Source organism: Pedobacter sp. AK017 (assembly GCF_014200825.1).
GTDB lineage: Bacteria > Bacteroidota > Bacteroidia > Sphingobacteriales > Sphingobacteriaceae > Pedobacter > Pedobacter heparinus.
Window position 1 is genome coordinate 120,818 of sequence record NZ_JACHCW010000001.1, and the last position, 25,311, is coordinate 146,128.

A 25,311-nucleotide genomic window follows, 5' to 3' on the forward strand; every position below is an offset into this window, starting at 1 on the left:
AAGAAGCACTACCTGAGCAGAAAAACATTGTCGTTGGGGTCTTTATCCGGGACATGAACACTACCCAGTGTGACTTTTTTAAGTGTTTTAACTGTACTTACCTCAATATCGGTCCAGGAGTTGCCTTTTTCCCATACCCCGATGGTTTTATGTATTTCTGCTAAAGTACCATCTGCATATTCCATCAACAGGTCAACCGGCAAAGGTTTCGTACTTTTATTCTCTATCCTGATGCGATAACCTTGATCTGTTTTGTCTGCGGCTTTAATGGCCATGTCTGTTACCCCTTCTTCAAAAAACCAGGCTTTCCAAAACCAGTTCAGGTTTTTGCCCGAGCCCTCATTCATGCAGTAAAAAAAATCAAAAGGCATAGGGTGTTTGCCATTCCATTGTTTAATGTAATGGTGCAGGGCTTTGGTAAACAGCTCATCGCCCAGGTAATCTTTAACAAACAGATACCCCATTGCAGGCTTAGGATAGGAGTTGGTAAAAGAACCTACCCCTTTTAAATCTGGTGTTAATGTAACTATAGGCACATCATTTTTAGTACCTGAAGATATAGCGGTCGACTCTACCCCATATTCGTCCACCAATGTAGTGTCTATCATCGGGGCCAGCAGCCATTCTGCTATGGTTGCCCAGCCTTCGTCCATCCAGCCATATTGGGTTTCGTTGGTACCCATATAAAAGGGAAACATGGTATGGAATACTTCATGTACGGTAAGCGTAATGGCATCTTTTCTTTTTGCTACAGGATTGTCGTTTACCATCATAGGATATTCCATCTGATCCAGTCCGTCAAAAACAGTTTCATGCGGATATGGAAAAGCCCATTTAGGAAAAACATGGCTCATCAGGTATACCGTTTGACTGGCAAAATCTGCCACTTCATAATAATCTTTATGGATAGGGTTAAAAACGGCATCTACCCTGGTCCTTCTTTTGGTCAGGGAGTCCACCAGTACGCTCGACGATTTCCACAGGTAATGGTTACTGGTAGCGAAAACAAAATCGGTAACGTTTTTTGCTTCAAACACATAAGTATTAAATGCTTTGTTACTGGTTACCTTTTTTTGTTTCAGGTCCTGTTCCGTAATCACATCTACGATTTCATCCGTTGCTTCTGCCTTGCTTAAACGACTGGCTATCTCTTTTTTAAATACGGCATCAGCATTCAGCAGATTGCCTGTAGCCCAGATCACGTACCGCTCGGGAACAGTAATTTCTGCCTTAAAATTACAGAAGTCGTTATAAAACTCTTCTTCTCCTGTGTATGGATATTTGTTCCAGCCATCTATATCATCGTAAACCGCTATGCGCGGAAAAAAATAAGCTACAAAATGCGCACTGTCGTTTACCTGCCCTGTACGGATATGTGAGCCCTTATTTAAGATGTACTGATAATCAATGCTGAGCTTCATGGACTTTCCGGGTGCAAGTGCTGCAATCCCGGTATGCATATTGGTCCCTTCAATGACCAGATCGCTGCTGGCCAGGGTTTTCCCATCTGCCTGGACAGACAGGATGTCGAGCCCATCCCCCAGGTCTCTGGTATCTACTTTTGTTTTGGGATTTGCTCCTTTCTGATACAGATTGGGGTAAAGTTTAAACCAAAGCTGTTTAAGGGTATCCTTACTGTTGTTCACATAGACAATCTCTGCAAGGCCCTTCAGCTCCCTGGTTGAAGGGTTAAAATTGATTTTTAACTTATAATCGGCCGTATTTTGCCAGTATGCAGGTCCTGGTTTACCGCTAATGTCCCTTGTCCCCCTTTCATAAGCAGCACGTATATTTGAAGGGACCGGTAAATTTTGCTGGGCATGTACCCGGGCAAACAGCATGACGCACAATGCCGTTACCATTGTCCTTTTCTTCATAAAAATTGCGGGTTATTTTCCAAATTTCATCTTCAGCTGCTCCAGCATATCGTTGGTCAGCTCAGCAGCTGGTTTTTCTTTTTTAGGCTGCTGGTGTTGTGGCTTGGCAGGGTTTTGCTGCACTTTAACCGGTTGAGGAGTTTTTGGCCTGTTTGCTTCAGCCTGCTGCTGCCTTTCCAGTTTAAGCTGTTCCTTCTTTTTGTTCCAGCGGGTCCAGATCTCCTCGAGTTTTTTCTTGGTATATAAGGGAAAATCACCCTGCTTCATCCAGGCATAATAGCTGGGCTCAATGTCAAAAACCTGCTCAACAGTTTTGCCTTTATGTTTACCAAAATTGAAAGTCTCTTCATCATTTTCATTATAGACCATCCTTCCGGCAAAGTCAACCGGTTTGTTCATATTGGTAAAAGCATGAAGTGCCTCTACATCGTTTTGTACAGGCCTGGATATATTTCCCTGCTTATCCTCAAAATCAATATCTTTATAACGTTCTATCTGTGCCAGCAATACCTGATAGGTTGCCGTAATATCTGCTTCTGCGGAGTGTGCATTGATGATGTCTTTGTTGCAATAGAATTTATAAGCAGCCCTGAGGGTACGCTGCTCCATCTGATGAAATATGTTCTGCACATCAACAAATTTCCTGTCGGACATATCAAAATCAACCCCTGCCCTTAAAAACTCTTCCAGCAATACCGGGATATCAAACCTGTTGGAGTTGTAGCCTGCCAGGTCTGCATCACCAATAAAATCAGCAAGTTCAGTAGCTACCTCTTTAAATATAGGCTCATTGGCAATGTGTTCGTCGTAAATTCCATGGATCAGTGAAGCATACAATGGGATCGGCATTTCAGGATTGATGCGCATGGTCTTGATCAGTTCAGATCCATCTGGCATGGCTTTCAATATTGCAATTTCGACAATACGATCAGCACCTACATTAACACCAGTGGTTTCCAGATCAAAAAAAGCGAGTGGGCGTTTTAAATTCAATTTCATTTTTAACTTTTTGGTAGCTTTTCAAAAGTCGTAAAAATCATCCATTAATCCTCGACTTATTTGATAACATATTTTTCTGCAGGTATAATTTACAATCTATTTTTTTTTATTAGATTTCAGGCTATATCTTGCATCATATTTAAATTAACATATTTATTAAACGCTCAGATATGAAATATCTTCTTTTTCTGTTTGTATTTTTTTGTTCCATTGCTGTAAGGGCACAGGATTTTGGATTTGGGGAAATCAGCGGGGATGATCTTGACTTAAAAAAGGTAAAAACAGACAGCAATGCCAATGCAGTAGTGATAAGGGAATTTGGTACGGCATCAGTTCGTTTAGACGAAAGTTATGGCAATCTTTATATAGATTTTGAATACCATGTCAGGATAAAAATACTGAACAAAAATGGCTTCGGGAGTGCAAATGTTGTCATTCCCCAAAGAATTTATGGCGATAAGGAAGACATGGTCCAGAACCTGAAAGCAGTGACCATAAATTATATAGACGGGCAATTTACACAAACACCACTGGATAAGAAAAAGGTGTTTACCGAGAAAAAGAACAAATATGTGATACTGACTAAATTTACCATGCCCAATCTGGTTGAGGGCAGTATTATTGAATACAGCTACCGCCTCTATTCGCATGGCCTTTTTAACTTCAGGAGCTGGGAATTCCAGTCGGACATCCCGAAACTGTACAGCGAATACATTGCCATTATCCCTGCCCTTTACACTTATAATGTATCCTTACGTGGGGCACAGAAGCTCAGTTCACAAAATGCTGAACTCTATAAAGAATGCCTCAGAATTTCAGGAAGGCCCTATGACTGTTCAAAAATGACCTATATCATGAAAGATATCCCGGCATTGGTTGAAGAAGATTACATGACTGCCCCAAGTAATTTCAGGTCGGCCATTAATTTTGAACTCTCCGAATACTACCTGCTGTCGGGCGGGAAGAAAAGTGTAACCAAGGAATGGAAGGATGTGGACTTTGAGCTGATAAATGACAAATCATTTGGCAGCCAGATGAAAAGAAAAGACCTTTTTAAAGAGCTGTTGCCAGAGATCCTGAAAAATAAGACTGCACCGCTGGACAAGGCAAATGAAATCTATGATTACATTAAGCGCAACATCAAGCGAAACGGATTTATTGGAATTCAAACTGAAAATACAATAAAAAAAGCTTTGGAAACCCATTCCGGCAATACGGCGGACATTAACCTGGCGCTGGTAGCTGCATTAAGTGCAGCGAATCTGGATGCAGAAGCGGTTATCCTTTCGACCCGTTCCAATGGCACTGTGAATAACTTATACCCCGTGATCACTGATTTTAATTATGTAATAGCTAAGGTAAACATTGAGGGAAAAAGCTATTTGCTGGATGCAACAGAGCCTTTAATGCCATTTGGTTTGCTGCCACTCCATTGCATTAACGGACAGGGAAGGGTAATCAACCTGAAAAAACCCTCCTACTGGTATGACCTTAAAGCCAGTCAGAAAGAAACACTCCGGTACAGTTTAATTGCTGAGCTGGGAAAAGATGGAAAAATACGGGGTAACCTGACCATCCACGCCATTGGTTATGCGGCCTATAATAAACGTAAAAAGATCCTGGCAGCAAGTTCGGTGGATGAATATGTAGAGAAGCTGGATGAGAGTATGCCCCAGATCAGGATCCTTAAATATGCAATCCATAACCTGGACAGCCTGGAAAACCTGCTTACCGAAAATTATGAAGTTGAAATGTCAGCCTTTTCCAACCTCAATAGTGACCCTTTATTTTTTAACCCGTTTTTTATCGACCGGATCAGCAAAAATCCTTTCAATTTAAATGAGCGTACCTATCCTGTAGATCTGGGTGCAGAAAAGGAAATCCGCATCAACATGACAATTAAACTGCCTGATAACTATAATTTGGCCGACAAGCCTAAAGAACTGAACATGGTACTGGCCGATGCGGGTGGCAGGTTTATCTGTACAACTGCTGTTGAAGACAATATCCTGCTGTTTAACCAGCTGATGCAGCTTAACAAACCAATTTATAGCTCTGCAGAATACCTTTCACTTAAGGAGTTCTACAGCAGGATCATCCAATTGCAGAAAACAGATATTATCCTTAAAAAATCAAAATAGATGAAGTTGAAAGAACTGGTGCTACTGGCGCTGCTGCTTTGTACATTCCGCTCTTTTTCACAGGAAAGTTATACAGCAGATGAGATTCCTGCAGAACTGAAGAACCGTGCAAATGCGGTGATCAGGAAAATGGAGACCACCGTAGATATGCGTGCAAACGACAATGTAAGTTTAAACATCAAAAAAACGGTTACCATACTCAATAAAAATGGGGACGATGAGGCCGAACTGACCTTATTCTATGATAAAAATGTAAGCATAAAATATGTTAAAGGGATGATCCTGGATGCCTGGGGAAAACAGATCAGTAAATTTACGCTCAGTAATTTTACAGACCACAGTGCGGTAAACAATTTTTCTTTATTTGAGGATGACCGGGTAAAACATTTTGCCCCTACTGCTTTAGCCTATCCTTATACGATGGTATGCGAGTATGAGGTCAGGTCAAAACAGAACCTGGCGATACCTGACTGGTATGCCAGTGGCAGTGCAGGTGTTGCCGTTGCCCTGAGCAGCTATACTTTCATTTGTAAACCTGAAGATAAAATACGGGTTAAGGCTTACAATTATAAAGGAGAACCCGAACTTATCCAGACCGACAAGTTTAAAAGCCAGACCTGGACCGTAAAAAATATACCAGCTTTTAAACCGGAGCCCTATGCGCCAAACCCAAATGATTACCGCACCCATATAAAAGTTGCTCCCGAAGATTTTAATTTTTATGGTTATAAAGGAAAATACCAGAACTGGGATGAGCTGGGCAAGTGGATTTATACTGAACTGGTTAAAAACAGGCAGACATTGCCCCCTGCTGCCATAGCCGAAGTTAAAGCCCTTACGGCAGGAATAGATAACGATAAGGACAAGGCCCGAAAGATCTATGAATATGTGCAGAAGAAAACCAGGTACATTAGTGTTCAGATTGGTATTGGTGGCAACAGGCCCATTCCTGCAGCGGAAGTTCACCAGGTTTCTTATGGCGATTGTAAAGCCCTGGTAAATTATACCCAAAGCCTGCTGAAAGCAGTTAACATCCCCTCCTGGTATTGCGTGGTAAATGCAGGGGATTTCAAAAAGAACATGGAGACTGATTTTGCCAGTATGAACCAGGGAAATCATATCATTTTATGTTTACCGCTTAAAAATGACACCACATGGCTGGAATGTACCAGTCAGGATGCGCCTTTTGGCTTTCTGGGTAGCTTTACGGACGACCGTACGGTACTGGCCTGCACAGAAGAGGCAGGAAAAATATTAAAAACCCCGGCACTGACCACAGCAATGAACTTACAGGACCGCCGGGCCGAACTAACTTTAGACGGGGAAGGTAACATTAAGGGCAGCCTGAAAACTACGTTTAGCGGTGCACAGTATGACAATTGCGACAAAATGATCAATCAGCCTTTAACTGAACAGTTAAAATTACTGAAAACTGCATATGACATTGACAACATTAACTTCAGTTCACTTCATTACAAGCAGGATAAGGGCAGTAATCCTGTAACCACAGAGGTGCTGGACCTAAGTATCCAAAAATATGCAGCCCAGACCAATAGCCACATTTACCTGGTATTAAATGCTTTCAATAAAGAACGCAGTGTACCTGAAGTCAGGAACAGGACCCTGCCTGTATTTATCAACAGGGGTTATACCGATGTGGACGAGATCATTTACCACCTTCCTGAAAATGTGAGTATTGAGCTTACACCCGACAATAAAATACTTAAAAATGAATTTGGGAGCTATCAGGTAAGTATTAAAAAAGAAGACAGAAAACTGATCTATACCCGAAGGTTTATATTGAACAATGGCAGTTATCCGGCGGAAAAATATACTGATTTTTCGAACTTCATCACTGCAGTAAGTTCGGCCGACCAGGCTAAGGCTATTTTTAAGCTCAACTCAGCTCAATAATAAAATCCCCAGTGCAATGCCAATCACCATGATCAGGTACATCAGGATCTCAGTGGTGGCAAATTTGCTGTATTTGGTCCAGAATGAAATATCGTGCTTAGGTTTTGACATCCTTTAGTTTTTTAAAGATCCAGCCTTAACAATAGCCCTTTGATAGGCAGGCAGACTTAAATCGTCGACCACAACGCCCCTGGTAGTAGAGGCATGCACAAAATAATTGTTGTTCAGGTAAACCCCAACATGGTCTACTGCGCCGCCTCCGAAAGAAAAAAAGATCAGATCGCCCTCATTCAGCTGGCCCATACTCTTTTCTTTCACGGCATCAGCCTGGTCCCTGGACCTTCTGGGCAAGGTATTGCCATAAATATCTTTTTGCAGCAATAAAGCAAAGCCGGAACAGTCGACCCCCCTTTTATCCAGTCCCCCCAACCTATACTGAACACCTGTCCAATCGGTTATAAACTTATACAGGCTCCTGTTCTTTAAATGCGACATGGCGTCTGCAGCTTTGGCCGCAGCCGTACTGCCAGGCTTCACCGTATTCCGTCTTGAACTACAGGCAGAAAAAAATAATGCAACCAATAGCAGCAGCAGCATGCTGTATCTGTTTTTTCCGGATAATAAACTACTGATATTCATATTACTGTTTAATTAAACGCTGTATCTCGTCCAGCTTCAGCAAAGCCTCAACGGGTGTCAGCACGTTTACATCCAGGTTGTTCAGCATATCCCTTATTTTAACTAAAATCGGGTCGTCTACAGCAAACATATGCAACTGATAGGCCTGGTTCTGTACTTTTTTAATGCTGTCCTTAATGCTCTGGCCTTCTGTTCGGTCAATTTCGAGTTTCTTTAAGATCTCGTTGGCCCTGTTGATCAGCTTAGGTGGCATACCTGCCATCTTAGCCACATGGATACCAAAGCTATGCTCGCTACCCCCGGGGATGAGTTTCCTTAAAAATATTACTTTATTGCCCAGTTCTTTAATAGATACATTAAAGTTCCTGATGCGGTTCATGGTAGTTGCCAGCTCATTCAGTTCGTGATAATGTGTGGCAAACAGCGTTTTAGGCCTGGCCGTTGGATGCGTATGTAAAAACTCGGCAATGGCCCAGGCAATGGATATCCCGTCATAAGTACTGGTTCCCCGGCCGATTTCATCAAGCAGGATCAGACTATTATCAGATATATTGTTCAGGATACTGGCGGTTTCATTCATCTCTACCATGAACGTACTTTCTCCGGATGACAAATTATCCGATGCCCCAACGCGGGTAAAGATCTTGTCGACCAGTCCGATAGCAGCGGCCTTGGCAGGAACAAAACAACCCATTTGCCCCATGAGCACGATTAAGCCTGTCTGGCGTAAAATGGCCGACTTACCCGACATATTGGGACCGGTAATGATGATGATCTGCTGGGTATCGTTATCCAGGAACACATCATTGGTAATGTAGGCCTCGCCCACCGGCAGGCGCTGTTCAATAACCGGATGTCTTCCCCCTTTGATGTCGAGTACCTTGCCTTTATTGATCTCTGGTTTTACATAATGGTTTTTAACGGCCAGTTGGGCAAAGCAAAGCAATACATCCAGCTGGGCAATTAAAAAAGCGTTCAGCTGGATGGGTTTTATATAAGTACTTACCTGGTACATCAGTTCGTTGTACAGCTTTACTTCGATCTGCTGGATTTTTTCCTCTGCGCCCAGGATCTGCTCTTCATACTCCTTCAGCTCGGGGGTAATGTAGCGCTCGGCACTAACCAGTGTCTGCTTCCTGATCCAGTCGGCAGGCACCTTATCCTTATGGGTATGGGTAACTTCCAGGTAATAGCCAAAAACATTGTTAAAGGCTATCTTTAAAGATGGGATACCCGTTGCGGCAGCCTCTCTTTTCTGGATTTCCACTAAATAATCCTTACCTCCAAAGGAAATTTTTCGCAGCCTGTCCAGTTCCTCGTCTATGCCATCGGCAATCACGTTGCCTTTGATCAATAATGCCGGCGGATCCTGCTGTAATTCTCTTTCCAGCTTTTCGCGGATGCTTAAGCAAGGGTTCAGCTGATCAGCAAGAACCGATAAAAAGGGGTTCTTTGAGGCTTCAGCGATATTTTTAACGGCTTCAATATGGTACAATGCTTTTTTAAGCTGGCAAAGCTCTCTTGGCCCTACCTTTTGGAGTCCCACTTTGGAAATCAGTCTTTCCAGATCGCCGATCTGTTTGATGTGCGAGAGGAACTCCTGTAAAAGCGCGTCGTGTTTCACCAGAAAATCAACCATGCCCAGGCGTTCTTCTATAGGTTTCAACTCCTTCAGTGGCATAATGATCCACTTGTGCAGCAAACGGGCACCCATTGGTGTGCTGGTTTGGTCAAGCACTTCAAAAAGCGTTACCGCATTGTCATTGGCCGAACTTACGAGTTCCAGGTTACGGATGGTAAAGCGGTCGAGCCACATGTACTTATCCTCTTCCAAACGGGAGATGGAGGTGATGTGCTTTAAGTTGCGGTGTTCAGTTTCATTTAAATAATGTAATACCACTCCGGCAGCTACAATACCGGTCTGCAGTCTATCTACCCCAAAACCCTTTAAAGAATTTACTTCAAAATGTTTGGTCAGCGTTTCATTGGCATAATCGCCGGTAAAGGCCCAGTCGTCCAGATGATAGGTATAAAATTTATCCCCAAATGCCTCCAGGAATTCCTTTCTTTTGGTCTTTTGAAAAACAACCTCATTGGGCCTGAAACCTTGTAAAAGTTTATCAATATACTCTGCATTGCCTTGTGCGACATGGAATTCTCCTGTAGAAATATCTGCAAAAGACACCCCTATTGTATTTTTGTCAAAAAATACCGCAGCCAGATAATTATTTGATTTCTGGTTCAGAATATTGTCATTATAGGCTACTCCAGGAGTGACCAGCTCGGTTACGCCTCTTTTTACAATTGTTTTAGTGGTTTTGGGATCTTCCAGCTGATCGCATATGGCTACTCTTTGGCCGGCCCGTACCAGCTTGGAAAGATAATTGTCTAAAGAATGGTGCGGAAAGCCTGCCAGTTCCAGTGCGCCGTTGGGACCAGTTCCCCTCCTGGTCAGTACAATGCCTAATATCTGGGAAGTTTTAATGGCATCTTCACCAAATGTTTCATAAAAATCTCCAACTCTGAACAATAATAATGCACCCGGGTACTTTGCCTTAATCACATTGTACTGTTGCATTAACGGGGTTTCCTTAGTATGATCTTTAGCCAAAATGATTCTGTTTACAAAATCGTAAAGATACTACCTTGAGGCGTAGGCTTTGCGATTTGTTGAAAATTAAAAAAATGTGAATAGGTTTATAATTTTGTAATGTACATCAGGAAGAGCTCCAGTGCCTCACGTTTTTTGGCTGTAAGCTCAAAATCCAGTTTATGGAGCAGATAATCCTCCAGATCAAAATTCGCCTGCTCGGGCAATTCCTGTAAAAGTGCTTTCCTTTTGGACAGGCCGAAGGCCAGGGCCTCATTAAAATCATTGATAAAAGCCTGCGGAATAGGCTTATTGGCTACCCATGCGGCATACATAAATGGCAAACCTGTAAAATTCATCCATTCCTGCCCCATATCGTAGGCATAAGCAAATTCTTCTTTTCGCCCAAAGGTACGGTCGCCAATCAACACGATGGCATCTGTTTCTGCTGCCTGATCGGTGGTATAACTTACCTGTTGTTTAAAATGGAATTTCAGTAAAACTTTAGCCAGGTGATTAGAGGTCCTGGAATGGAGATCCAGTTTTACTGTGCCGATCTCGGCAACAGGTACCTTACTAAAAATGAACACAGAATTTACTGCCCCAACCGAGCCAATACAATAATCGGCTACAATATGGGCGTTAGGAACATCAGGTATTGCAGCTACGGGAATCAGACCTATATCTACCTGTCCGTCAATTAATTTAGCTGCACAATCTGTAGGAATATCCAGACTCAGGTCAATCTGGTCCAGCAAAGCTGAATGTTCGATTCCATAAATAAAAGGCTTGGTATTGGTATAGGAAACGGCAGAAATCTTAATCTTATTCAACAGTACAGGTTATTTTAAATGATCGGTATTGTTAAACTCAGTGATCACAAACTGACCTCCACTAAGTTCAACTTTATAAAGTGTGGTATTCTGATGGGGGAACTCCGTCATTTCGGAGATGGGTTTATTGGTAAGCAGGCATAAAAACAAGCGCATAGCCCGGCCATGCATACAAACCAATACGGTTTTCTCATTTGCAGCCCCTTTAATAACATTCAGCGCTTCCTGCTCTCTTCTAACCACATCATTTGGACTTTCACCCCCCTCAAAATGGGCATCATAATCGCCGGCTTCCCAAGCCTCCATCAGGCCTTTAAATGCAGTAATGGCATGTTCATCATTAGGTTTACCTTCCCATATCCCCCAGGCCAGTTCATCCAGTCCGGCCAGTTGCTCCCAGGGGGTACCGGCATCAATAAAACCTTTAACTGTCTGATGTGTACGCTTTAATTCAGAGGTATATACTTTATCAAAAGGTATGTTTTTATACGCTTCGTAAAAAGCTGCCGCCTGTGCCTTTCCGGTATCATTCAGGTCGCTGTTGATGCCCCTGCCCTGTACTATTCCCTGTTTGTTTAAATCTGTTTCACCATGTCTGATGATATATATTTCCTTATCCATTTAATTGATTACTGGCAATTTATAATATTGTGGTTTTACTTCATCCTCAAAGGTAACCTGGCTGTAATCCGTTACTACGTTATACAGTGTATCCCTTTCTATTGGTTTCCGTTTTACCTGTTTGATGAGGTCGACCAGGTCGCGGGTACTCATTGCCGGGTGTTGTTCCTCTGCACCTGCCATAGAATAGATCTTGGTCGTATCGTCTAAAGTACCATCTATATCATCAACACCAAAGTTTAGCGACAACTGCGCGGTTTGCCTGCTGATCATTGCCCAATAGGCTTTAATGTGGTCAAAATTATCCATGTAAATACGGGCAATGGCATAATTTCGCAAATCTTCTATCACCGAAACCTCCGGAACATGGTCCATCTGGTTGTGCTGGTTCCTGAATTTAAGCGGAATAAAAGCCTGAAAGCCTCCGGTCTTGTCCTGTTGCCGGCGCAAACGCTCCATATGGTCTACCCTGTGCCAGAATTGCTCTATATGACCATAAAGCATGGTAGCATTTGTTTTCATGCCCAGTTTATGCGCCTGTTCGTGAATATCGAGCCATTGCTCGGCATTGCATTTATCGTGTGCAATTTTTTCCCGTACTTCCGGATGAAAGATCTCTGCCCCACCGCCGGGCATGGAATCCAAACCGGCTTCCTGCATGTATTTCATCCCGTCATAATGGCTCAGTTTCGCCTTTTTAAAGATATAATAATACTCAACAGGAGTTAATGCCTTGATGTGCAGCTCCGGGCGGTGTGCTTTTGCCCTTCTGAAAAAATCGCTGTAAAATTCAAGGTTCTGTTTAGGCACTACCCCGCCGGTAATGTGCACCTCTGTTACGGGTTCATGGTCATATTTCTTCAATACCTCCATCATACCGTCCACACTCATTTCCCAACCTTCTTCTTTCTGTTTGATCAGACGGGAGTAAGAGCAGAATTTACAATCGTACACGCAAACATTCGTAGGTTCTATATGAAAATTCCGGTTGAAATAGGTATTGTCGCCGTGCTTTTGTTCCCTGATGTAATTGGCTAAAACACCCAGATAGCCCAGTTCCGCATTTTCATACAGGTAAACGCCCTCATCAAAGGTAATCCTTTCCTGGTTCTGAACTTTTAGGGCAATTGCTTTGAGTGCTGCCGGAAGATCAGCATCTGCTAAGATCAATGCAAGTTTTGAAGTAGTATCCATCTGTTAGGTATAATGGACAAAAATAGCATAAAATCATTAGATACCTGTTTTTTAAACCGATTTAACCTGTCAGCATTGTGTAAAAGAGCTTCACTAACCTTATATTTGCGACTATGACAATTGAAGAACTAGAAGCCCATTTTTCAGGAATAGATTTACCCCAATCGATAAACCTTTGTCCAGGTACCAGAATAAATGATGTTGCCCATTGTGTACAAACCCACCTGGTAGTTTTAAAGATACACGGTAATGTAAGGCCCTTTGAATGCTTTTATGACCGTCTGATCAAAATCAAAGAAATTATAGAAACCAACCATGCCTAAACTTATCACTATTTTCATTGGTATACTCCTGCCGGTAACCCAGCTTCTTGCCAATGCACCTGACAAAGATTTTTATCAGATCAGGATTTATCATCTGAAAAACGCGGAGCAGGAAAAAACCGTAGATGATTTTCTAAAACTGGCTTACCTTCCTGCGCTACATCGTGCAGGCATTGCTAAAGTTGGTGTTTTTAAACCCGTCCGGACAGATGATCCCCAGGCCGAAAAACTGATCTATGTATTTATTCCCTTTCGTTCCTACCAGCAGTTTTCCAGCCTGGAAAATGTATTGGAAAAGGACAGTAAATTGAAGGAAGACGGGAAAGCCTATCTCGATGCCTTACATACGGCCGCGCCTTATGAAAGGATGGAAAATATATTGTTAACTGCTTTTGAAGGACATCGGAATCTTAAAATGCCAAATTTGTCTTCAGCAAAAGCAGAACGCATTTACGAACTGCGCAGCTATGAAAGCCCGACCGAAAAGCGCGCTAAGAACAAAATAGAAATGTTTAATAAAGGAGATGAAATAGGCTTATTTAAACGTCTGAATTTCAATGCCGTTTTTTATGCTGAGGTGATTGCAGGCAGCAGAATGCCCAACCTCATGTATCTGACCACCTTTGAAAATAAAGCAGACAGGGACGAACACTGGAAGACCTTCGGAAAAGATGAGCAATGGCAAAAACTAAAAAACATGCCGGAATATCAGAACAATGTATCCAAAAACGACACCCGGTTCTTATATCCTGTTGATTATTCGGATATATAAAAAAATTATATATGCTATAATAACAAATCAAGGTGCCGTTTGGGCACCCTGATTTGTTATTACTTGAAAGAAAAATCACCTTCTCAGAAAAGTCCTGGCATCTTTGCGCTTTTTCAGCGCAATTATGCAGACTTAGAAGAGAAGGGTTATTTTTCCCCTTATTTTGCAGCTTTATTAAAATTCAGCACAATGTAAGCTGTTGCACTGCCATATTCAACCGGTGTTTTGATCACCATATTTTCACCATTGGTTGAGGCCAGTAACATCCTGTAGCCTTCTGTTACATTTTTAGGCTTATCACCTTCGTATATTTTTTTAAACTGGAAAGTGTCCTCTTTTGTGCTGGCCGACCAGTAAATGGTTTGTGTTTTAGCGGCACAGCCTGTTCCACCCGGCAAGCTATAACTACCATTGCCACTGTTGGTTAACCGCCATGTACTGCCTACAAAACAAGTGTAGGAGCCTTCTCCGAACAAGGATTTTACGGAAGATTGAGGGATTCCTTCGAAAGTAATGTCATTTAACACCCAGCTACCTGTAATGTTACCTCTTTTTAAAGGTTGTGTAGTGGCTGCACCTTTTGGTGAACAGCCTTGCAATACCATTAATGCACTGCAAAAAATGGCTGCTATCAGGAATATTCTTTTCATATCTTAATTTTTTACTTTTTAAATACATAAATCCTGCCAAAACTTCAGCATAATAATTTTTACCTTTAACCTCATTATACCTTTACGCTATATTTTAGCATTTAACCCCATAATAATGAGAGCAGAAACATTGGCCATACATGCTGGAAATTTATATGAACCCCATACAAAAGATGTTACAGCACCGATAAATTTATCTACAACTTTTTTAAGGGACGCTGACGGTGGATACTCTGGTGGACATATGTATAGCAGAATGAGTAACCCTAACCGAGCTGCATTGGAAAAAACAATGGCAGAGCTGGAAAAGGGTGCGGATGCCTGTGCTTTTTCATCAGGCAATACTGCCGGAATGAGTGTTTTTCAGGCTTTAAAACCGGGCAGTCACATTCTGGCACCGGACGACATGTACTGGGGTTTTAAAAGACAGTTACAAAGCATATTTGCCGATACCATTGAGATCGACTTTATCGATTTGACAAACCCGGACCTGATTGGCGGGCACATCAGGAAAAACACTGTGATGATCTGGGTAGAAACCCCATCGAACCCCCTGCTGAAGATTACCGACATTGCTGCGATTGCACAAATCGCCAGATCAAAGGGGTTGATATTGGCCTGCGACAGTACCTTTGCTTCGCCATGCCTGCAAAACCCGATCGCACTGGGTGCTAATATTGTGATGCATTCTTCAACCAAATACATAGGCGGACATAGCGATGTGCTGGGCGGCGTACTCGTTACCGCAGAAAAAGATGAACTCTGGGAGAAAATCAGGAACATACAGCAGGTAGGTGGCGCAGTACCTTCGCCCTTTGATTGCTTTTTATTGAGCAGGAGCATCAAAACACTAGCCTACCGCATGCGGGGGCATTGCGAAAACGGAATGGCACTGGCCCTTTACCTGGAAAAACATCCTGTTGTTGAAGCCGTATTTTATCCTGGACTGCCCACACATCCAGGTCATGAAACCGCCAGACAACAGATGACTGGTTTTGGAGGTATGCTGTCCATCCTGATCAAAGGTGGAGCAGATGAAGCGAGACGGGTTGTAAACAAAATGAAGCTGTTTGCTCAGGCGACAAGTTTGGGCGGGGTAGAAAGTTTAATTGAACACCGGGCCTCGATAGAAGGTCCTGACACCAAAACACCACAAAATTTAATTCGGATATCAGCTGGACTGGAACATATTGATGACTTAATTGCTGATTTTGAACAGGCTTTATCTTAAAAAGGCTAAGGCTAAGCAGGGTTAAAAATCAAATTATAAGCTTAAATATCAATTAATTACAAAAAAATCAGAATTAAATTTTGGTTATTTTGTTCCTGAGCCCTACATTTGTGGCATCAATTGGCGAAAGCCGATCAAGTCAACACCTCCTAACAAAGGTTTGATTTATAAAGAAGTGGCGAGAGACAGGCTCTTTGACCCACTGGCAACCCTCCCAAAATGGAGAAGGTGCCAATTCCTGACCAGGCAGCATGGTGCTGTTTGGAAAGATAAATTAAAACAGATGAAAACGATTATTTCAACACTTCGTAATTATTGTTGCCCAAAGCATACCAACTGTATGTGCTGTTGCATGCAATAATCCTTAAAATCTTCCTTTTGCATTTCTTGATCCATCCGGAAGGCCCTTTTGGGTACGCTAAACAAAACATGCTTTCAGGCTAGAATTATGCCCGGTCGCATCCCATAGAAAATCAATTACACCATATAAAATTCAAAAATTATGTCAGCTTCTCATAAATTCGAAACACTACAAGTACATGCAGGCCAGGAAATTGATCCTACAACAGGCTCAAGGGCCGTTCCAATATATCAAACGACTTCTTACGGCTTCAAAAACTCCGAACATGGTGCAAACCTTTTCGCTTTAAAAGAATTCGGGAACATTTACACCCGTATCATGAACCCTACTACAGATGTGTTTGAAAAAAGAGTGGCCGCACTGGAAGGTGGTGTAGCAGCCCTTGCCGTAGCATCGGGACAGGCCGCACAGTTCATCGCTTTAAACAACATTTTAGAGGCAGGAGATAATTTTGTATCCTCATCCCATCTGTACGGAGGTTCGTATAACCAGTTTAAAGTTGCCTTTAAGCGTTTGGGCATTGAAGTTAAATTTGCCAATGGCGATGATCCTTCAGATTTTGAGGCCAAAATAGACGCCAATACCAAAGCTTTGTATGTAGAAAGTATCGGTAACCCGGCCTATAGCATCATCGATTTCGAAAAATTAGCTGCTATTGCCAATAAACACGACCTGCCCCTGATTGTAGACAATACTTTTGGTGCAGCCGGTTATCTGTTTAAGCCCCTGGAACATGGTGCGCATATTGTGGTACAATCGGCCACCAAATGGATTGGCGGACACGGGACCAGTATAGGTGGGGTAATTGTAGACGGCGGAAACTACAATTGGGGAAATGGTAAATTTAAACAGTTTACCGAGCCTTCTGAAGGTTACCATGGCCTTGTTTTTAACGATGTATTCGGAATAGGCGGCCCATTTGGTAACATACAGTTTATCATTCGTGCACGTGTAGAAGGATTAAGGGATTTTGGTCCGGCCATTGCGCCAATCAACTCTTTCCTCTTGTTACAGGGTTTAGAAACCTTATCCCTTCGTGTGCAGCGCCATGTAGACAATACGCTGGCCCTGGCCACCTGGCTGGAAAACCATGAAGCAGTAAAAAGTGTAAGCTACCCGGGTCTGGAAAGCAGCCCTTATCATGCCAATGCTAAAAAGTATTTGCAAAATGGTTTTGGTGCAGTATTGTCATTTGAACTAAAAGGAGATAAAGAACAGGCTACAGCTCTGGTAGACAGCCTTAAACTGGTAAGCCACCTGGCAAATGTTGGCGATGCAAAAACCCTGATCATCCAGCCTTCGGCTACCACCCATCAGCAACTGAGCGAGGACGAACAAATTGCTGCCGGGGTTAAGCCCAATCAGTTAAGGGTATCGGTTGGTATAGAGCATATAGACGATATCAAAGCAGATTTTGAACAGGCCTTTGCCAGTATCAAAAAATAAACACCTGCTCCTCAATTTTACCAAGATTTAGTAATGAGTACAATCTCCATATATAATTACAACAAAACCTTTAAACTTGAAAATGGCAAAAAGTTGCGTAAGCTTGAAATTGCCTATCAGACTTATGGTAAATTAAATGCCAAAAAGGACAATGTAATTTGGGCCTGTCATGCACTTACAGCGAATTCTGATGTGCTGGATTGGTGGAAAGGGCTTTTTGGCAACAATGCGCTGTTTAATCCTGATGAACACTTTATCATATGTGCCAATGTATTGGGCTCGCATTATGGCAGCACCAACCCATTGAGTACCAATCCGGTAACTGGTCAGCCTTATTACCTGGCCTTTCCGGAGTTTACCATCAGGGACCTGGTTGCAGCACACCGGCTGCTTGCAGCACATCTGGGGATCAGTACGGTTAAGGTATTGATTGGCGGTTCATTAGGGGGACAACAGGCATTGGAATGGGCCATCACTGATAACAATGCCATAGAGAACCTTATTTTAGTGGCCACCAATGCCGTACACTCGCCATGGGGCATAGCCTTTAATGAGAGCCAGCGGCTGTCCATTACAACGGACCGTAGTTTTTATGCACAAAAACCTGATGGCGGGTTAAAAGGATTAAAAGTTGCCAGAAGCATTGCTTTATTGTCCTACAGGACCTATGATGCCTATTCGGCTACCCAGCTGGAAAGTGTGAACGATAAAATCGGTAGCTTCAGGGCTTCTTCCTATCAGAATTACCAGGGAGAAAAACTCTGTAAGCGTTTCAATGCTTACAGCTACTGGTACCTGAGCAAAGCGATGGACAGTCATAATGTAAGCAGGAACAGAAATAGTGTAATTGACGCCCTGGCATTGGTAAAAGCAAATACCCTGGTAATAGGTATTGAAAATGACATTCTTTTCCCATTGGCAGAACAGGAGTTCATGGCAGAAAACATCCCTGGTGCAGAATTCCAAAGTCTGAAGTCGGCCTACGGCCATGACGGTTTCCTGATTGAAACAGATGCGCTTACAAACGTTATTGGTAATTTCCTTAAAGAGAGCGTACACAAGAAAATAATTAAATTACATAAAACAGCATAAATAAACAGATGAGCAAGAAACTTAAAATTGGGTTATTTGGTTTTGGAGTAGTGGGCCAGGGATTACATGACATCATCCGCGGTCAGGATCTGAATCTTGAAATCATTAAGATCGCCATCAAAAACCCCGACAAAAAGCGCAGCCTGGATGCACACCTTTTTACTACAGATCACAATGAATTGCTGAACAATAGCGAGATCAACACGATTGTAGAACTGATTGATGATGCTGATGCTGCTTTTGATATTGTTAAAAGGGCATTGATCAGTGGCAAGAACGTAGTTTCAGCCAATAAAAAAATGATCGCTTCGCACCTTGCCGAACTGGTAGAGCTACAGGAAAAATATGATGCATCGCTACTCTATGAGGGTGCAGTATGTGGCAGTATCCCAATTATCCGTAACCTGGAAGAATATTACGATAACGAACTGTTGCATGGCATCAGCGGGATATTTAACGGTTCGTCAAATTATATCCTTTCAAAAATATTTAACGAAAACCTGGAATATGGGGTGGCTTTGAAACAGGCACAGGACCTTGGCTTCGCAGAAACAGATCCAATTCTTGACGTAGGGGGTTATGATCCTAAATTTAAGCTGGCCATTGCTACGGCGCACGCTTATGGTTTATTCATCAATCCCGATAAAATCCTTAATATTGGCATTCAGAACCTTTCTGAAAATGACATCAGATATGCAAGGGAAAAGAACTTTAAAATTAAACTGGTACCTACAGCCCGCAAAATAAGCACTAAACAGGTGGTTACTTATGTATTGCCCAAATTTGTAAAATCTGATGATTTTCTTTACAATGTAGAGAATGAATATAATGGGGTAACTGTGCAGGCTGCATTTGCCGACAAGCAGTTCTTTTTTGGAAAAGGAGCTGGCGGACATCCGACTGGTGCAGCTGTATTGTCTGACATTGCTGCCCTAAGGTATGGTTACCGCTATGAATACAAAAAATACCACCAGCACAATGGACTGTTACATACTGACGATGTAAACATTGAAGTTTACCTGCGTTATGTACACGAATACACTGTAGAAAAACTGCAGATTGAAAATATTGTGGAACGTTTTTCACGTGATGATTATAAATACGTGATTGGCAATGTAAGCCTGAAAAGCCTGATAGCTAATCGCGACTTACTGGAGCAGAAAGACGTATTTATTGCCCACACCGGAAAATATACTTATACGGAGCAGCAGATTAAAACTGTAGCAGACGAAGAGGTATTATTTAATTAATTATTTTTTTGTTTTTGATCATGAAAAAGGCCCCATTGGGGCCTTTTTCTATGAGTTGTTCTTCTACGCTACTATATTTCTCTGTTCAGGTCCCAGTTTTCCAGGTAATCGGCCACCCGGCGTACGAATGAACCCCCAAGGGCCCCGTCAACAACCCTGTGGTCATAAGATAAAGAAAGGAACATGATATGCCTGATCGCAATCACATCACCAGCTTCCGTTTCCAACACCGCTGGTTTCTTTTTAATGGCACCCACAGCCAATATAGCTACCTGCGGCTGATTAATGATCGGTGTGCCCATTACATTACCAAAAGAACCCACATTGGTTAAGGTGAAAGTGCCGTTTTGCGTTTCATCAGGCTTTAATTTCGAGGCCCGGGCACGGCTGGCCAGGTCGTTAACCGCTTTTGTTAAACCCAGCAGGTTCAGCTCATCCGCATTTTTTATTACCGGCACAATCAGGTTACCACTTGGTAATGCAGCTGCCATACCGATATTGATATCTTTTTTCTTAATGATCTGATTTCCGTTTACCGATACATTGATCATCGGAAAATCTTTGATCGCCCTGCTTACCGCTTCCACAAATATGGGCGTAAAGGTGATCTTCTCGTTTTCACGCTTCTCGAAATCCCTTTTTACCTTTTCACGCCATAGTACCATATTGGTTACATCTGCTTCTACAAAAGAGGTTACATGCGGAGAGGTCTGTTTGCTCATTACCATGTGTTCGGCAATTAACTTACGCATCCTGTCCATCTCAATGATCTCATCACCACCACTTATACTTGCCGCTGCCTGAGTTGGCTGAACTTTTAGGGGTTGTGCGACTGCAGACTGCTGGGCTACGGGCTTCACTTCTTCCTCTCTGCTTACATCGCCAGTTTTTTTCCCGTTTTGAATATAGTTCAATAAATCATCTTTAGTTAAACGCCCTTCAGCACCGGTTCCGCTAATTGTATCCAATTCTTCAACAGTTATACCCTCCTGTACTGCAATATTTTTTACCAGGGGCGAATAAAAACGGTCTGAGACAAAATCAGCAGGTAGCTGTTCCATCCCCGGTATGTTTGCTGTAACTGGCTCCGCCTCAGGTACGCTTACTGCTGCGGGAGTTTCAACTGCCTGCTCAGCAACTACCGGGGCATCGGCATCCGTTTCTATAATCGCAATTACGGCACCTACCTGTACAATATCGTCTTCTTTAAATAATTGCTTTACTAATCTACCCGCTATTGGCGATGGGACTTCAGAATCTACTTTATCCGTGGCAATCTCCAAAACGGTGTCATCCATCTCAATCAGTTCACCCGGTTGTTTAACCCATTTAATTATGGTTGCTTCCGCAACGCTCTCCCCCATTTTAGGTAACAATAATTCGTATTGAGCCATTTTTTATTTTATGATTTGTATCAGGTGCAAAAGTAAAGTATTTCCCAGACTTAACCCACATCTTGTTTCAGCTCATTCAAAACCATCGTTAATGCAGCTATTGCCGCACGTTCAATATTTTGTGCACGACGGTTGCCAAACCTGAACAACCTGGCCACTACCTTATATTGGGTTGCTACTGCAATCCACACAGTACCAACGGGTTTCTCTTCAGTACCTCCATCCGGGCCGGCAATTCCACTCACGGCGACCGCATAATCTGTTTTGAAATTAGCAACCGCACCCATGGCCATTTCTTTTACTGTTTGCTCACTCACCGCTCCGTAATTTTCCAGGGTTTCAGGCAGCACACCAAGGACGGACATTTTTAATGCATTGGAATAAGTAACCGCAGCGCCTGCAAATACGGCAGAACATCCAGGATGCTGCGTGATCAATTGAGAAATATAACCACCAGTACAACTTTCGGCAGTGCTCAAGGTAAGCTGCCGTTCCTGCATGATGTTCAGCAGTGCCTTTTCCAGCGGAATATCCTGGTCGGCCACCACATTTTTTTTTACCCTGCCGATCAGTTGCTGTGCATAAAACATCACTTCCTGCTGCAGCGTTGCTTCATCGGCACCTGTTCCACTTAATCTCAGCCGTACCTGTCCAAGTTTGGGCAGATAAGCCAGTTTAATGTGATCAGGTAAGGCATTTTCAATGTCTTCAATTTCCTGGGCCAGGAAAGATTCGCCAATACCGGCCGTTAAAATGGTTTTATGAAAAATAGCGGGCAGTTTAAATGCGTTTTTCAAACGTGGCAGGATCTCTTCCGTCATCAGGTACATCATTTCGAATGGCACCCCTGGCATAGACACATAGATTTTTCCATGTTGCTCAAACCACATACAAGGTGCCGTACCATTCTTATTCTGGATCACCTCACAGCCATCGGGCACATCAGCCTGCCGGCGGTTCAGCTCTATCATCGGTCTGTTCAGGCTCGTAAAAATATGCGTTACATGGTCTAAAGTTTCCTGGTCCCTTCTAAAACCCATATGGAAGTACTTTGCTATAGTTACTTTGGTCACATCATCTTTAGTAGGCCCAAGACCTCCGGTAATCAGGATTACATCCGCCCGACCTTCGGCAAGTTTCAGCGCTTCTGTAATATGTGCTGCATCATCAGACACCGAGGTAATCTGTTTAACCTTAATACCGATCAGGTTTAATTTCTGTGCCATCCATGCAGAATTGGTATCTACAATCTGCCCGATCAGTATTTCATCACCAATGGTTATAATTTCAGCTAACATAGCGTAATGTTTTTTTAAAATTTGGTATAATATCCTTTTCTTTTGCTCAGCTTCAGGTCCTGAAGAATAGAGGCCTTCACTTTAATGTCAACTGAATAGCTCTGGTAAAAACCAAATGGCACCCAGCTAAAGCTCATGTCCCAGCAATGTAAATCCCGGTATATCGAAAAATTGGTCTGGGAAATGGTATTGCGCTGAAAGTCCCATCCGGAACTGAATGTAACCTTCCATTTGGGGGTAATATTGGCATCACCATTAAAGTTTAAAGTATTGGTAACTGTACCATTCTGACCCACCTCATTGGTACTGTAATTGAAAGTATAAGAGAAGGCAAAATTCCATGGGATGTTAAAATCAACAAAGGCATTCGGATCGCGGCTCACCTTAGCCAGGGCCTCTGCCTGTTCTGGAGTGATGGCACCACTATTGGCCTGCTCCTTTATTTTATCGTTCGCATCATTTTTCTTTTTTAAAGCTTCCGGGTTCAGGCTGTAGTTAAAAGAGAAACCAAAATTGGTAAGGCGGGGCAGTTTGCCTTTTGTCCAGGTGTACTGATCTTTAAGCCTCATTGCTTCCAATTTGGTTATAGAATCTGTATATACTTCGGTTAAATACGGATTTAAAGTACCATAGTAATTTATCCCCAGTTTATCTGTAAACTGTGAACGGCCGCTAAAGCTCAAGGTTGATAATTTAAAGCTTTCGGCAAGCAGGTTATAGGATCCGCTGATCCCTAATCCCTGAATGATGGGGATTTTCTTTTCTCCGGTGCCTGTCGTGTCTTTTGGTGATAAAAATTTTGCTTCTACTGTATTGTCAACCGAGAAACCAATAGAAGCATTTTTTCCCATTCCGGGCCCGCCATAATAAGAAGATTCATGAATGGAATACAGCAGCGGTACCAGGTTGCCCTTTGCGTCACGCGTCATCACTTTGGTCCTATCATCATAAAGGGCCTCCTTATAATTCCCCAGCTTAAGGGCGGAAAAATCAGGGGTATAACTAAAATTCACACTTGGGGTCATCACATGTCTGATGGCCTTAAATTTTCCGAAATTTTTAAACTGGGCAGTAGAATAGATTTTGGTCGACATTCCCCCGCTGAGGGAATACTGGCCAGAACGGTTAAAACCAGGAATGGTATCTATGAAAATAGCATCTGCTTTGTTGGGCACTTTAAAATAAGTTTTTCTGATAGATTGAAAATGCCATTTCTCTGTATAGGTAGTACCCACATTAAAATTAAAATACCTTAGTAAATTAAAGGCCATGTTAACAGGAATGGTATGCTGGAAGCCACTTCTGAACTTCTTGAGCGATTCTTTTTTAAACAATAAAGAATCAGGTGAAGTGATCTGGTTGGTGGCCTGCATATTATAACCTACTGTTATTTTCTGGTACCATTTCTGCTCGCCTACCCTGTCCTTAGAATCAAAAGGGTTAAATGTGGGCACAGACAACGTGACATCGGGAAGCACCAGACTTACACTCTTTGTGGCAGTTTCCTGCGAATGGCGCAGGGCGCCTGTAAAGTTTATGCCCTGACCAAAGGTACGGCCATAAGAGATACTTGATCCCAGTGTATTTCTTGCGATCCGGTTTGGATCGTACGTTCCTCCGGCAGCTGTCTCCCGGTCAAAGGTACTTGTACCCGCATCAACACTTGCAGAAAATGTTGTTCCCGGCTTGGCATTGGCATTTTGTGAATGGTTCCATCGTATGCTAAAATCTTTACTGGTACTAAAGTCCTGCGTTCCCCTGGTCCCGTTCTTGGTAAAAGCATAGCTCAGGTCTACATTACCATTAAACTTATATCTTTGGGTATAAGTAGAGGCCAGCCGGGCATTATAAGAACCATAGCTATATATACTTCCGGTTATCCTGGCGTCCCAGTAATCGCTGAGGCCCAGGTAATAGCCCCCATCCTGTAAAAAGAAGCCCCTGGTATAATCTTCTCCGGGTGTGGGCAGGATAATCCCCGAGCTTCTTTTGTTCGGCTTGGGGAAAAATGCAAAAGGCAGGGCTATAGGCAAGGGTATATCTTCTATCTGTAAATACACCGGCCCTGTAATGATCTGGTTTTCTGTTACAATCCCCTTGGTAATGTGCAGGCCATAATGCGGATGGGGCAAATTACAGGTACTATAGGTCTGTCCTTTACTGTGAATTTCATCATCGGGTTGTTTTTTAGCTTTACCACCAGAGAAAAAACCACCCTCCTGTTCTGTAAAAACCCCATATATATTCCCCTCTTTCGTGATTGTATTGAACCTGAGCGAATCGGCCAGTGAAGTTCCCTGTCCTTCCATTTTAAAGATGGGCCGGCCTATATATTTTCCTTTTGTATCTTTGGTTCCACGGGCATAAATCAGGTGGGTTTTGTTGTCATAAGTAATGTAGTCGGCATCCAGTTCCAGTCCCTGATAAATTACCCTGGCCTTACCGTACAGATAAACTATACTGCTATCTTTGCTGAAAGCGATAGAATCTTTAGCAGCATATTGAATTTTTTCTGATGCAGTGGTATCTTTAGGATCACTTTTAACCATACCCTTTTTCAGGGTATCCTTCTTTGCGGTATCAATTTGCTGTACAACCTGAAACGAAGAAAAAGAAGTAAATGCAAATGCATGGTTACCAACAGATGTTAGTAAAACAAGCATTTTAAAAAAAATGATATAGCGTA

Annotated in this window: 20 protein-coding genes and 1 riboswitch; of the genes, 8 read left to right on the top strand and 12 right to left on the bottom strand. The window is 42.6% G+C overall.

Going from position 1 to position 25,311, the window contains the following annotated elements:
• Window positions 1-8: 8 nt before the first annotated feature.
• The gene (locus HDC92_RS00555; protein ID WP_255484298.1) at window positions 9-1,877 is read right to left on the bottom strand and encodes a M1 family metallopeptidase; all 1,869 of its coding nucleotides are present in this window, start codon (window positions 1,875-1,877) and stop codon (window positions 9-11) included.
• A gap of 12 nt (window positions 1,878-1,889) precedes the next feature.
• Window positions 1,890-2,876: a 3'-5' exonuclease gene (locus HDC92_RS00560; protein WP_183871621.1), complete on the bottom strand. Its 987-nt coding sequence runs from the start codon at window positions 2,874-2,876 to the stop codon at window positions 1,890-1,892.
• Between the two features lie 170 nt (window positions 2,877-3,046).
• Here HDC92_RS00560 and HDC92_RS00565 point away from each other — a divergent pair, with 170 nt between their 5' ends.
• Entirely contained in the window at window positions 3,047-5,017 is a 1,971-nt protein-coding gene (locus tag HDC92_RS00565) for a transglutaminase domain-containing protein (RefSeq protein WP_183871623.1), read from the top strand.
• Window positions 5,018-6,931 (top strand): DUF3857 domain-containing protein, encoded by a 1,914-nt coding sequence (locus HDC92_RS00570; RefSeq protein WP_015807708.1) that lies wholly within the window; start codon window positions 5,018-5,020, stop codon window positions 6,929-6,931.
• Here the strand turns inward: HDC92_RS00570 and HDC92_RS25040 are convergent.
• From HDC92_RS25040 to mqnE, 6 genes are all read right to left on the bottom strand, one after another.
• Window positions 6,920-7,042 (bottom strand): hypothetical protein, encoded by a 123-nt coding sequence (locus tag HDC92_RS25040; RefSeq protein ID WP_015807707.1) that lies wholly within the window; start codon window positions 7,040-7,042, stop codon window positions 6,920-6,922. The two genes, HDC92_RS00570 and HDC92_RS25040, sit on opposite strands and share 12 nt — an antisense overlap.
• A 3-nt stretch (window positions 7,043-7,045) precedes the next feature.
• Complete coding sequence (locus tag HDC92_RS00575; protein WP_015807706.1) at window positions 7,046-7,570, bottom strand: C40 family peptidase; 525 nt, start codon at window positions 7,568-7,570, stop codon at window positions 7,046-7,048.
• Between the two features lies 1 nt (window position 7,571).
• Window positions 7,572-10,181, bottom strand: coding sequence for a DNA mismatch repair protein MutS (mutS, locus tag HDC92_RS00580; protein ID WP_221270902.1), 2,610 nt, complete (start codon window positions 10,179-10,181; stop codon window positions 7,572-7,574).
• Between the two features lie 86 nt (window positions 10,182-10,267).
• A complete protein-coding gene (locus HDC92_RS00585; protein ID WP_015807704.1) occupies window positions 10,268-10,993 on the bottom strand; it encodes a menaquinone biosynthetic enzyme MqnA/MqnD family protein in 726 nt (241 codons plus the stop codon).
• A gap of 9 nt (window positions 10,994-11,002) precedes the next feature.
• Window positions 11,003-11,614, bottom strand: a complete 612-nt coding sequence (locus tag HDC92_RS00590; protein WP_183871625.1) for a histidine phosphatase family protein — start codon at window positions 11,612-11,614, stop codon at window positions 11,003-11,005.
• Complete coding sequence (gene mqnE / locus HDC92_RS00595) at window positions 11,615-12,808, bottom strand: aminofutalosine synthase MqnE (RefSeq protein WP_015807702.1); 1,194 nt, start codon at window positions 12,806-12,808, stop codon at window positions 11,615-11,617.
• A 113-nt stretch (window positions 12,809-12,921) separates the two neighbouring features.
• On the opposite strand from mqnE, the gene HDC92_RS00600 reads away from it, so the two are divergent.
• Together HDC92_RS00600 and HDC92_RS00605 are read left to right on the top strand one after the other, a co-directional pair.
• On the top strand, window positions 12,922-13,131 hold the full coding sequence (locus HDC92_RS00600; RefSeq protein WP_015807701.1) for a DUF6965 family protein: 210 nt from the start codon (window positions 12,922-12,924) through the stop codon (window positions 13,129-13,131).
• Entirely contained in the window at window positions 13,124-13,903 is a 780-nt protein-coding gene (locus tag HDC92_RS00605) for an NIPSNAP family protein (protein ID WP_183871627.1), read from the top strand. Before HDC92_RS00600 ends, HDC92_RS00605 begins: the two co-directional genes overlap by 8 nt.
• A gap of 158 nt (window positions 13,904-14,061) precedes the next feature.
• On the opposite strand, the gene HDC92_RS00610 is transcribed toward HDC92_RS00605, so the two are convergent.
• Window positions 14,062-14,553 carry a lipocalin family protein gene (locus tag HDC92_RS00610; protein ID WP_183871629.1) on the bottom strand — a complete coding sequence of 164 codons (492 nt, stop codon included), beginning with the start codon at window positions 14,551-14,553 and terminating at the stop codon, window positions 14,062-14,064.
• 115 nt (window positions 14,554-14,668) lie between these two features.
• On the opposite strand from HDC92_RS00610, the gene HDC92_RS00615 reads away from it, so the two are divergent.
• The 4 genes from HDC92_RS00615 (at window position 14,669) to HDC92_RS00630 (ending at window position 19,933) form a co-directional block, all read left to right on the top strand.
• The gene (locus HDC92_RS00615) at window positions 14,669-15,784 is read left to right on the top strand and encodes a trans-sulfuration enzyme family protein (RefSeq protein ID WP_015807698.1); all 1,116 of its coding nucleotides are present in this window, start codon (window positions 14,669-14,671) and stop codon (window positions 15,782-15,784) included.
• A 162-nt stretch (window positions 15,785-15,946) separates the two neighbouring features.
• Window positions 15,947-16,060: riboswitch (SAM riboswitch) on the top strand.
• Between the two features lie 226 nt (window positions 16,061-16,286).
• A complete protein-coding gene (locus tag HDC92_RS00620; protein ID WP_015807697.1) occupies window positions 16,287-17,591 on the top strand; it encodes an O-acetylhomoserine aminocarboxypropyltransferase/cysteine synthase family protein in 1,305 nt (434 codons plus the stop codon).
• Between the two features lie 33 nt (window positions 17,592-17,624).
• Window positions 17,625-18,683 carry a homoserine O-acetyltransferase family protein gene (gene metX / locus HDC92_RS00625; protein WP_015807696.1) on the top strand — a complete coding sequence of 353 codons (1,059 nt, stop codon included), beginning with the start codon at window positions 17,625-17,627 and terminating at the stop codon, window positions 18,681-18,683.
• An 8-nt stretch (window positions 18,684-18,691) separates the two neighbouring features.
• A complete protein-coding gene (locus tag HDC92_RS00630) occupies window positions 18,692-19,933 on the top strand; it encodes a homoserine dehydrogenase (RefSeq protein ID WP_015807695.1) in 1,242 nt (413 codons plus the stop codon).
• A gap of 71 nt (window positions 19,934-20,004) precedes the next feature.
• Here the strand turns inward: HDC92_RS00630 and HDC92_RS00635 are convergent, their stop codons facing one another.
• Genes HDC92_RS00635 through HDC92_RS00645 form a run of 3 tightly spaced genes read right to left on the bottom strand, consistent with a single transcriptional unit; the run spans window position 20,005 to window position 25,288 of the window.
• Window positions 20,005-21,327 carry a dihydrolipoamide acetyltransferase family protein gene (locus tag HDC92_RS00635; RefSeq protein ID WP_183871631.1) on the bottom strand — a complete coding sequence of 441 codons (1,323 nt, stop codon included), beginning with the start codon at window positions 21,325-21,327 and terminating at the stop codon, window positions 20,005-20,007.
• 50 nt (window positions 21,328-21,377) lie between these two features.
• Window positions 21,378-22,625: a competence/damage-inducible protein A gene (locus HDC92_RS00640; protein ID WP_183871633.1), complete on the bottom strand. Its 1,248-nt coding sequence runs from the start codon at window positions 22,623-22,625 to the stop codon at window positions 21,378-21,380.
• Window positions 22,626-22,639: 14 nt separating this feature from the next.
• On the bottom strand, window positions 22,640-25,288 hold the full coding sequence (locus HDC92_RS00645) for a putative LPS assembly protein LptD (protein ID WP_183871636.1): 2,649 nt from the start codon (window positions 25,286-25,288) through the stop codon (window positions 22,640-22,642).
• Window positions 25,289-25,311: the final 23 nt, after the last annotated feature.

Excerpts from the sequence above, each read along its gene's own strand:
- HDC92_RS00555 (WP_255484298.1), bottom strand. The coding sequence starts at position 1,877 with ATGAAGAAAAGGACAATGGTAACGGCATTGTGCGTCATGCTGTTTGCC.
- HDC92_RS00560 (WP_183871621.1), bottom strand. The coding sequence starts at position 2,876 with ATGAAATTGAATTTAAAACGCCCACTCGCTTTTTTTGATCTGGAAACC.
- HDC92_RS00565 (WP_183871623.1), top strand. The coding sequence starts at position 3,047 with ATGAAATATCTTCTTTTTCTGTTTGTATTTTTTTGTTCCATTGCTGTA.
- HDC92_RS00570 (WP_015807708.1), top strand. The coding sequence starts at position 5,018 with ATGAAGTTGAAAGAACTGGTGCTACTGGCGCTGCTGCTTTGTACATTC.
- HDC92_RS25040 (WP_015807707.1), bottom strand. The coding sequence starts at position 7,042 with ATGTCAAAACCTAAGCACGATATTTCATTCTGGACCAAATACAGCAAA.
- HDC92_RS00575 (WP_015807706.1), bottom strand. The coding sequence starts at position 7,570 with ATGAATATCAGTAGTTTATTATCCGGAAAAAACAGATACAGCATGCTG.
- HDC92_RS00590 (WP_183871625.1), bottom strand. The coding sequence starts at position 11,614 with ATGGATAAGGAAATATATATCATCAGACATGGTGAAACAGATTTAAAC.
- mqnE (WP_015807702.1), bottom strand. The coding sequence starts at position 12,808 with ATGGATACTACTTCAAAACTTGCATTGATCTTAGCAGATGCTGATCTT.
- HDC92_RS00600 (WP_015807701.1), top strand. The coding sequence starts at position 12,922 with ATGACAATTGAAGAACTAGAAGCCCATTTTTCAGGAATAGATTTACCC.
- HDC92_RS00605 (WP_183871627.1), top strand. The coding sequence starts at position 13,124 with ATGCCTAAACTTATCACTATTTTCATTGGTATACTCCTGCCGGTAACC.
- HDC92_RS00610 (WP_183871629.1), bottom strand. The coding sequence starts at position 14,553 with ATGAAAAGAATATTCCTGATAGCAGCCATTTTTTGCAGTGCATTAATG.
- HDC92_RS00615 (WP_015807698.1), top strand. The coding sequence starts at position 14,669 with ATGAGAGCAGAAACATTGGCCATACATGCTGGAAATTTATATGAACCC.
- HDC92_RS00620 (WP_015807697.1), top strand. The coding sequence starts at position 16,287 with ATGTCAGCTTCTCATAAATTCGAAACACTACAAGTACATGCAGGCCAG.
- metX (WP_015807696.1), top strand. The coding sequence starts at position 17,625 with ATGAGTACAATCTCCATATATAATTACAACAAAACCTTTAAACTTGAA.
- HDC92_RS00630 (WP_015807695.1), top strand. The coding sequence starts at position 18,692 with ATGAGCAAGAAACTTAAAATTGGGTTATTTGGTTTTGGAGTAGTGGGC.
- HDC92_RS00635 (WP_183871631.1), bottom strand. The coding sequence starts at position 21,327 with ATGGCTCAATACGAATTATTGTTACCTAAAATGGGGGAGAGCGTTGCG.
- HDC92_RS00640 (WP_183871633.1), bottom strand. The coding sequence starts at position 22,625 with ATGTTAGCTGAAATTATAACCATTGGTGATGAAATACTGATCGGGCAG.
- HDC92_RS00645 (WP_183871636.1), bottom strand. The coding sequence starts at position 25,288 with ATGCTTGTTTTACTAACATCTGTTGGTAACCATGCATTTGCATTTACT.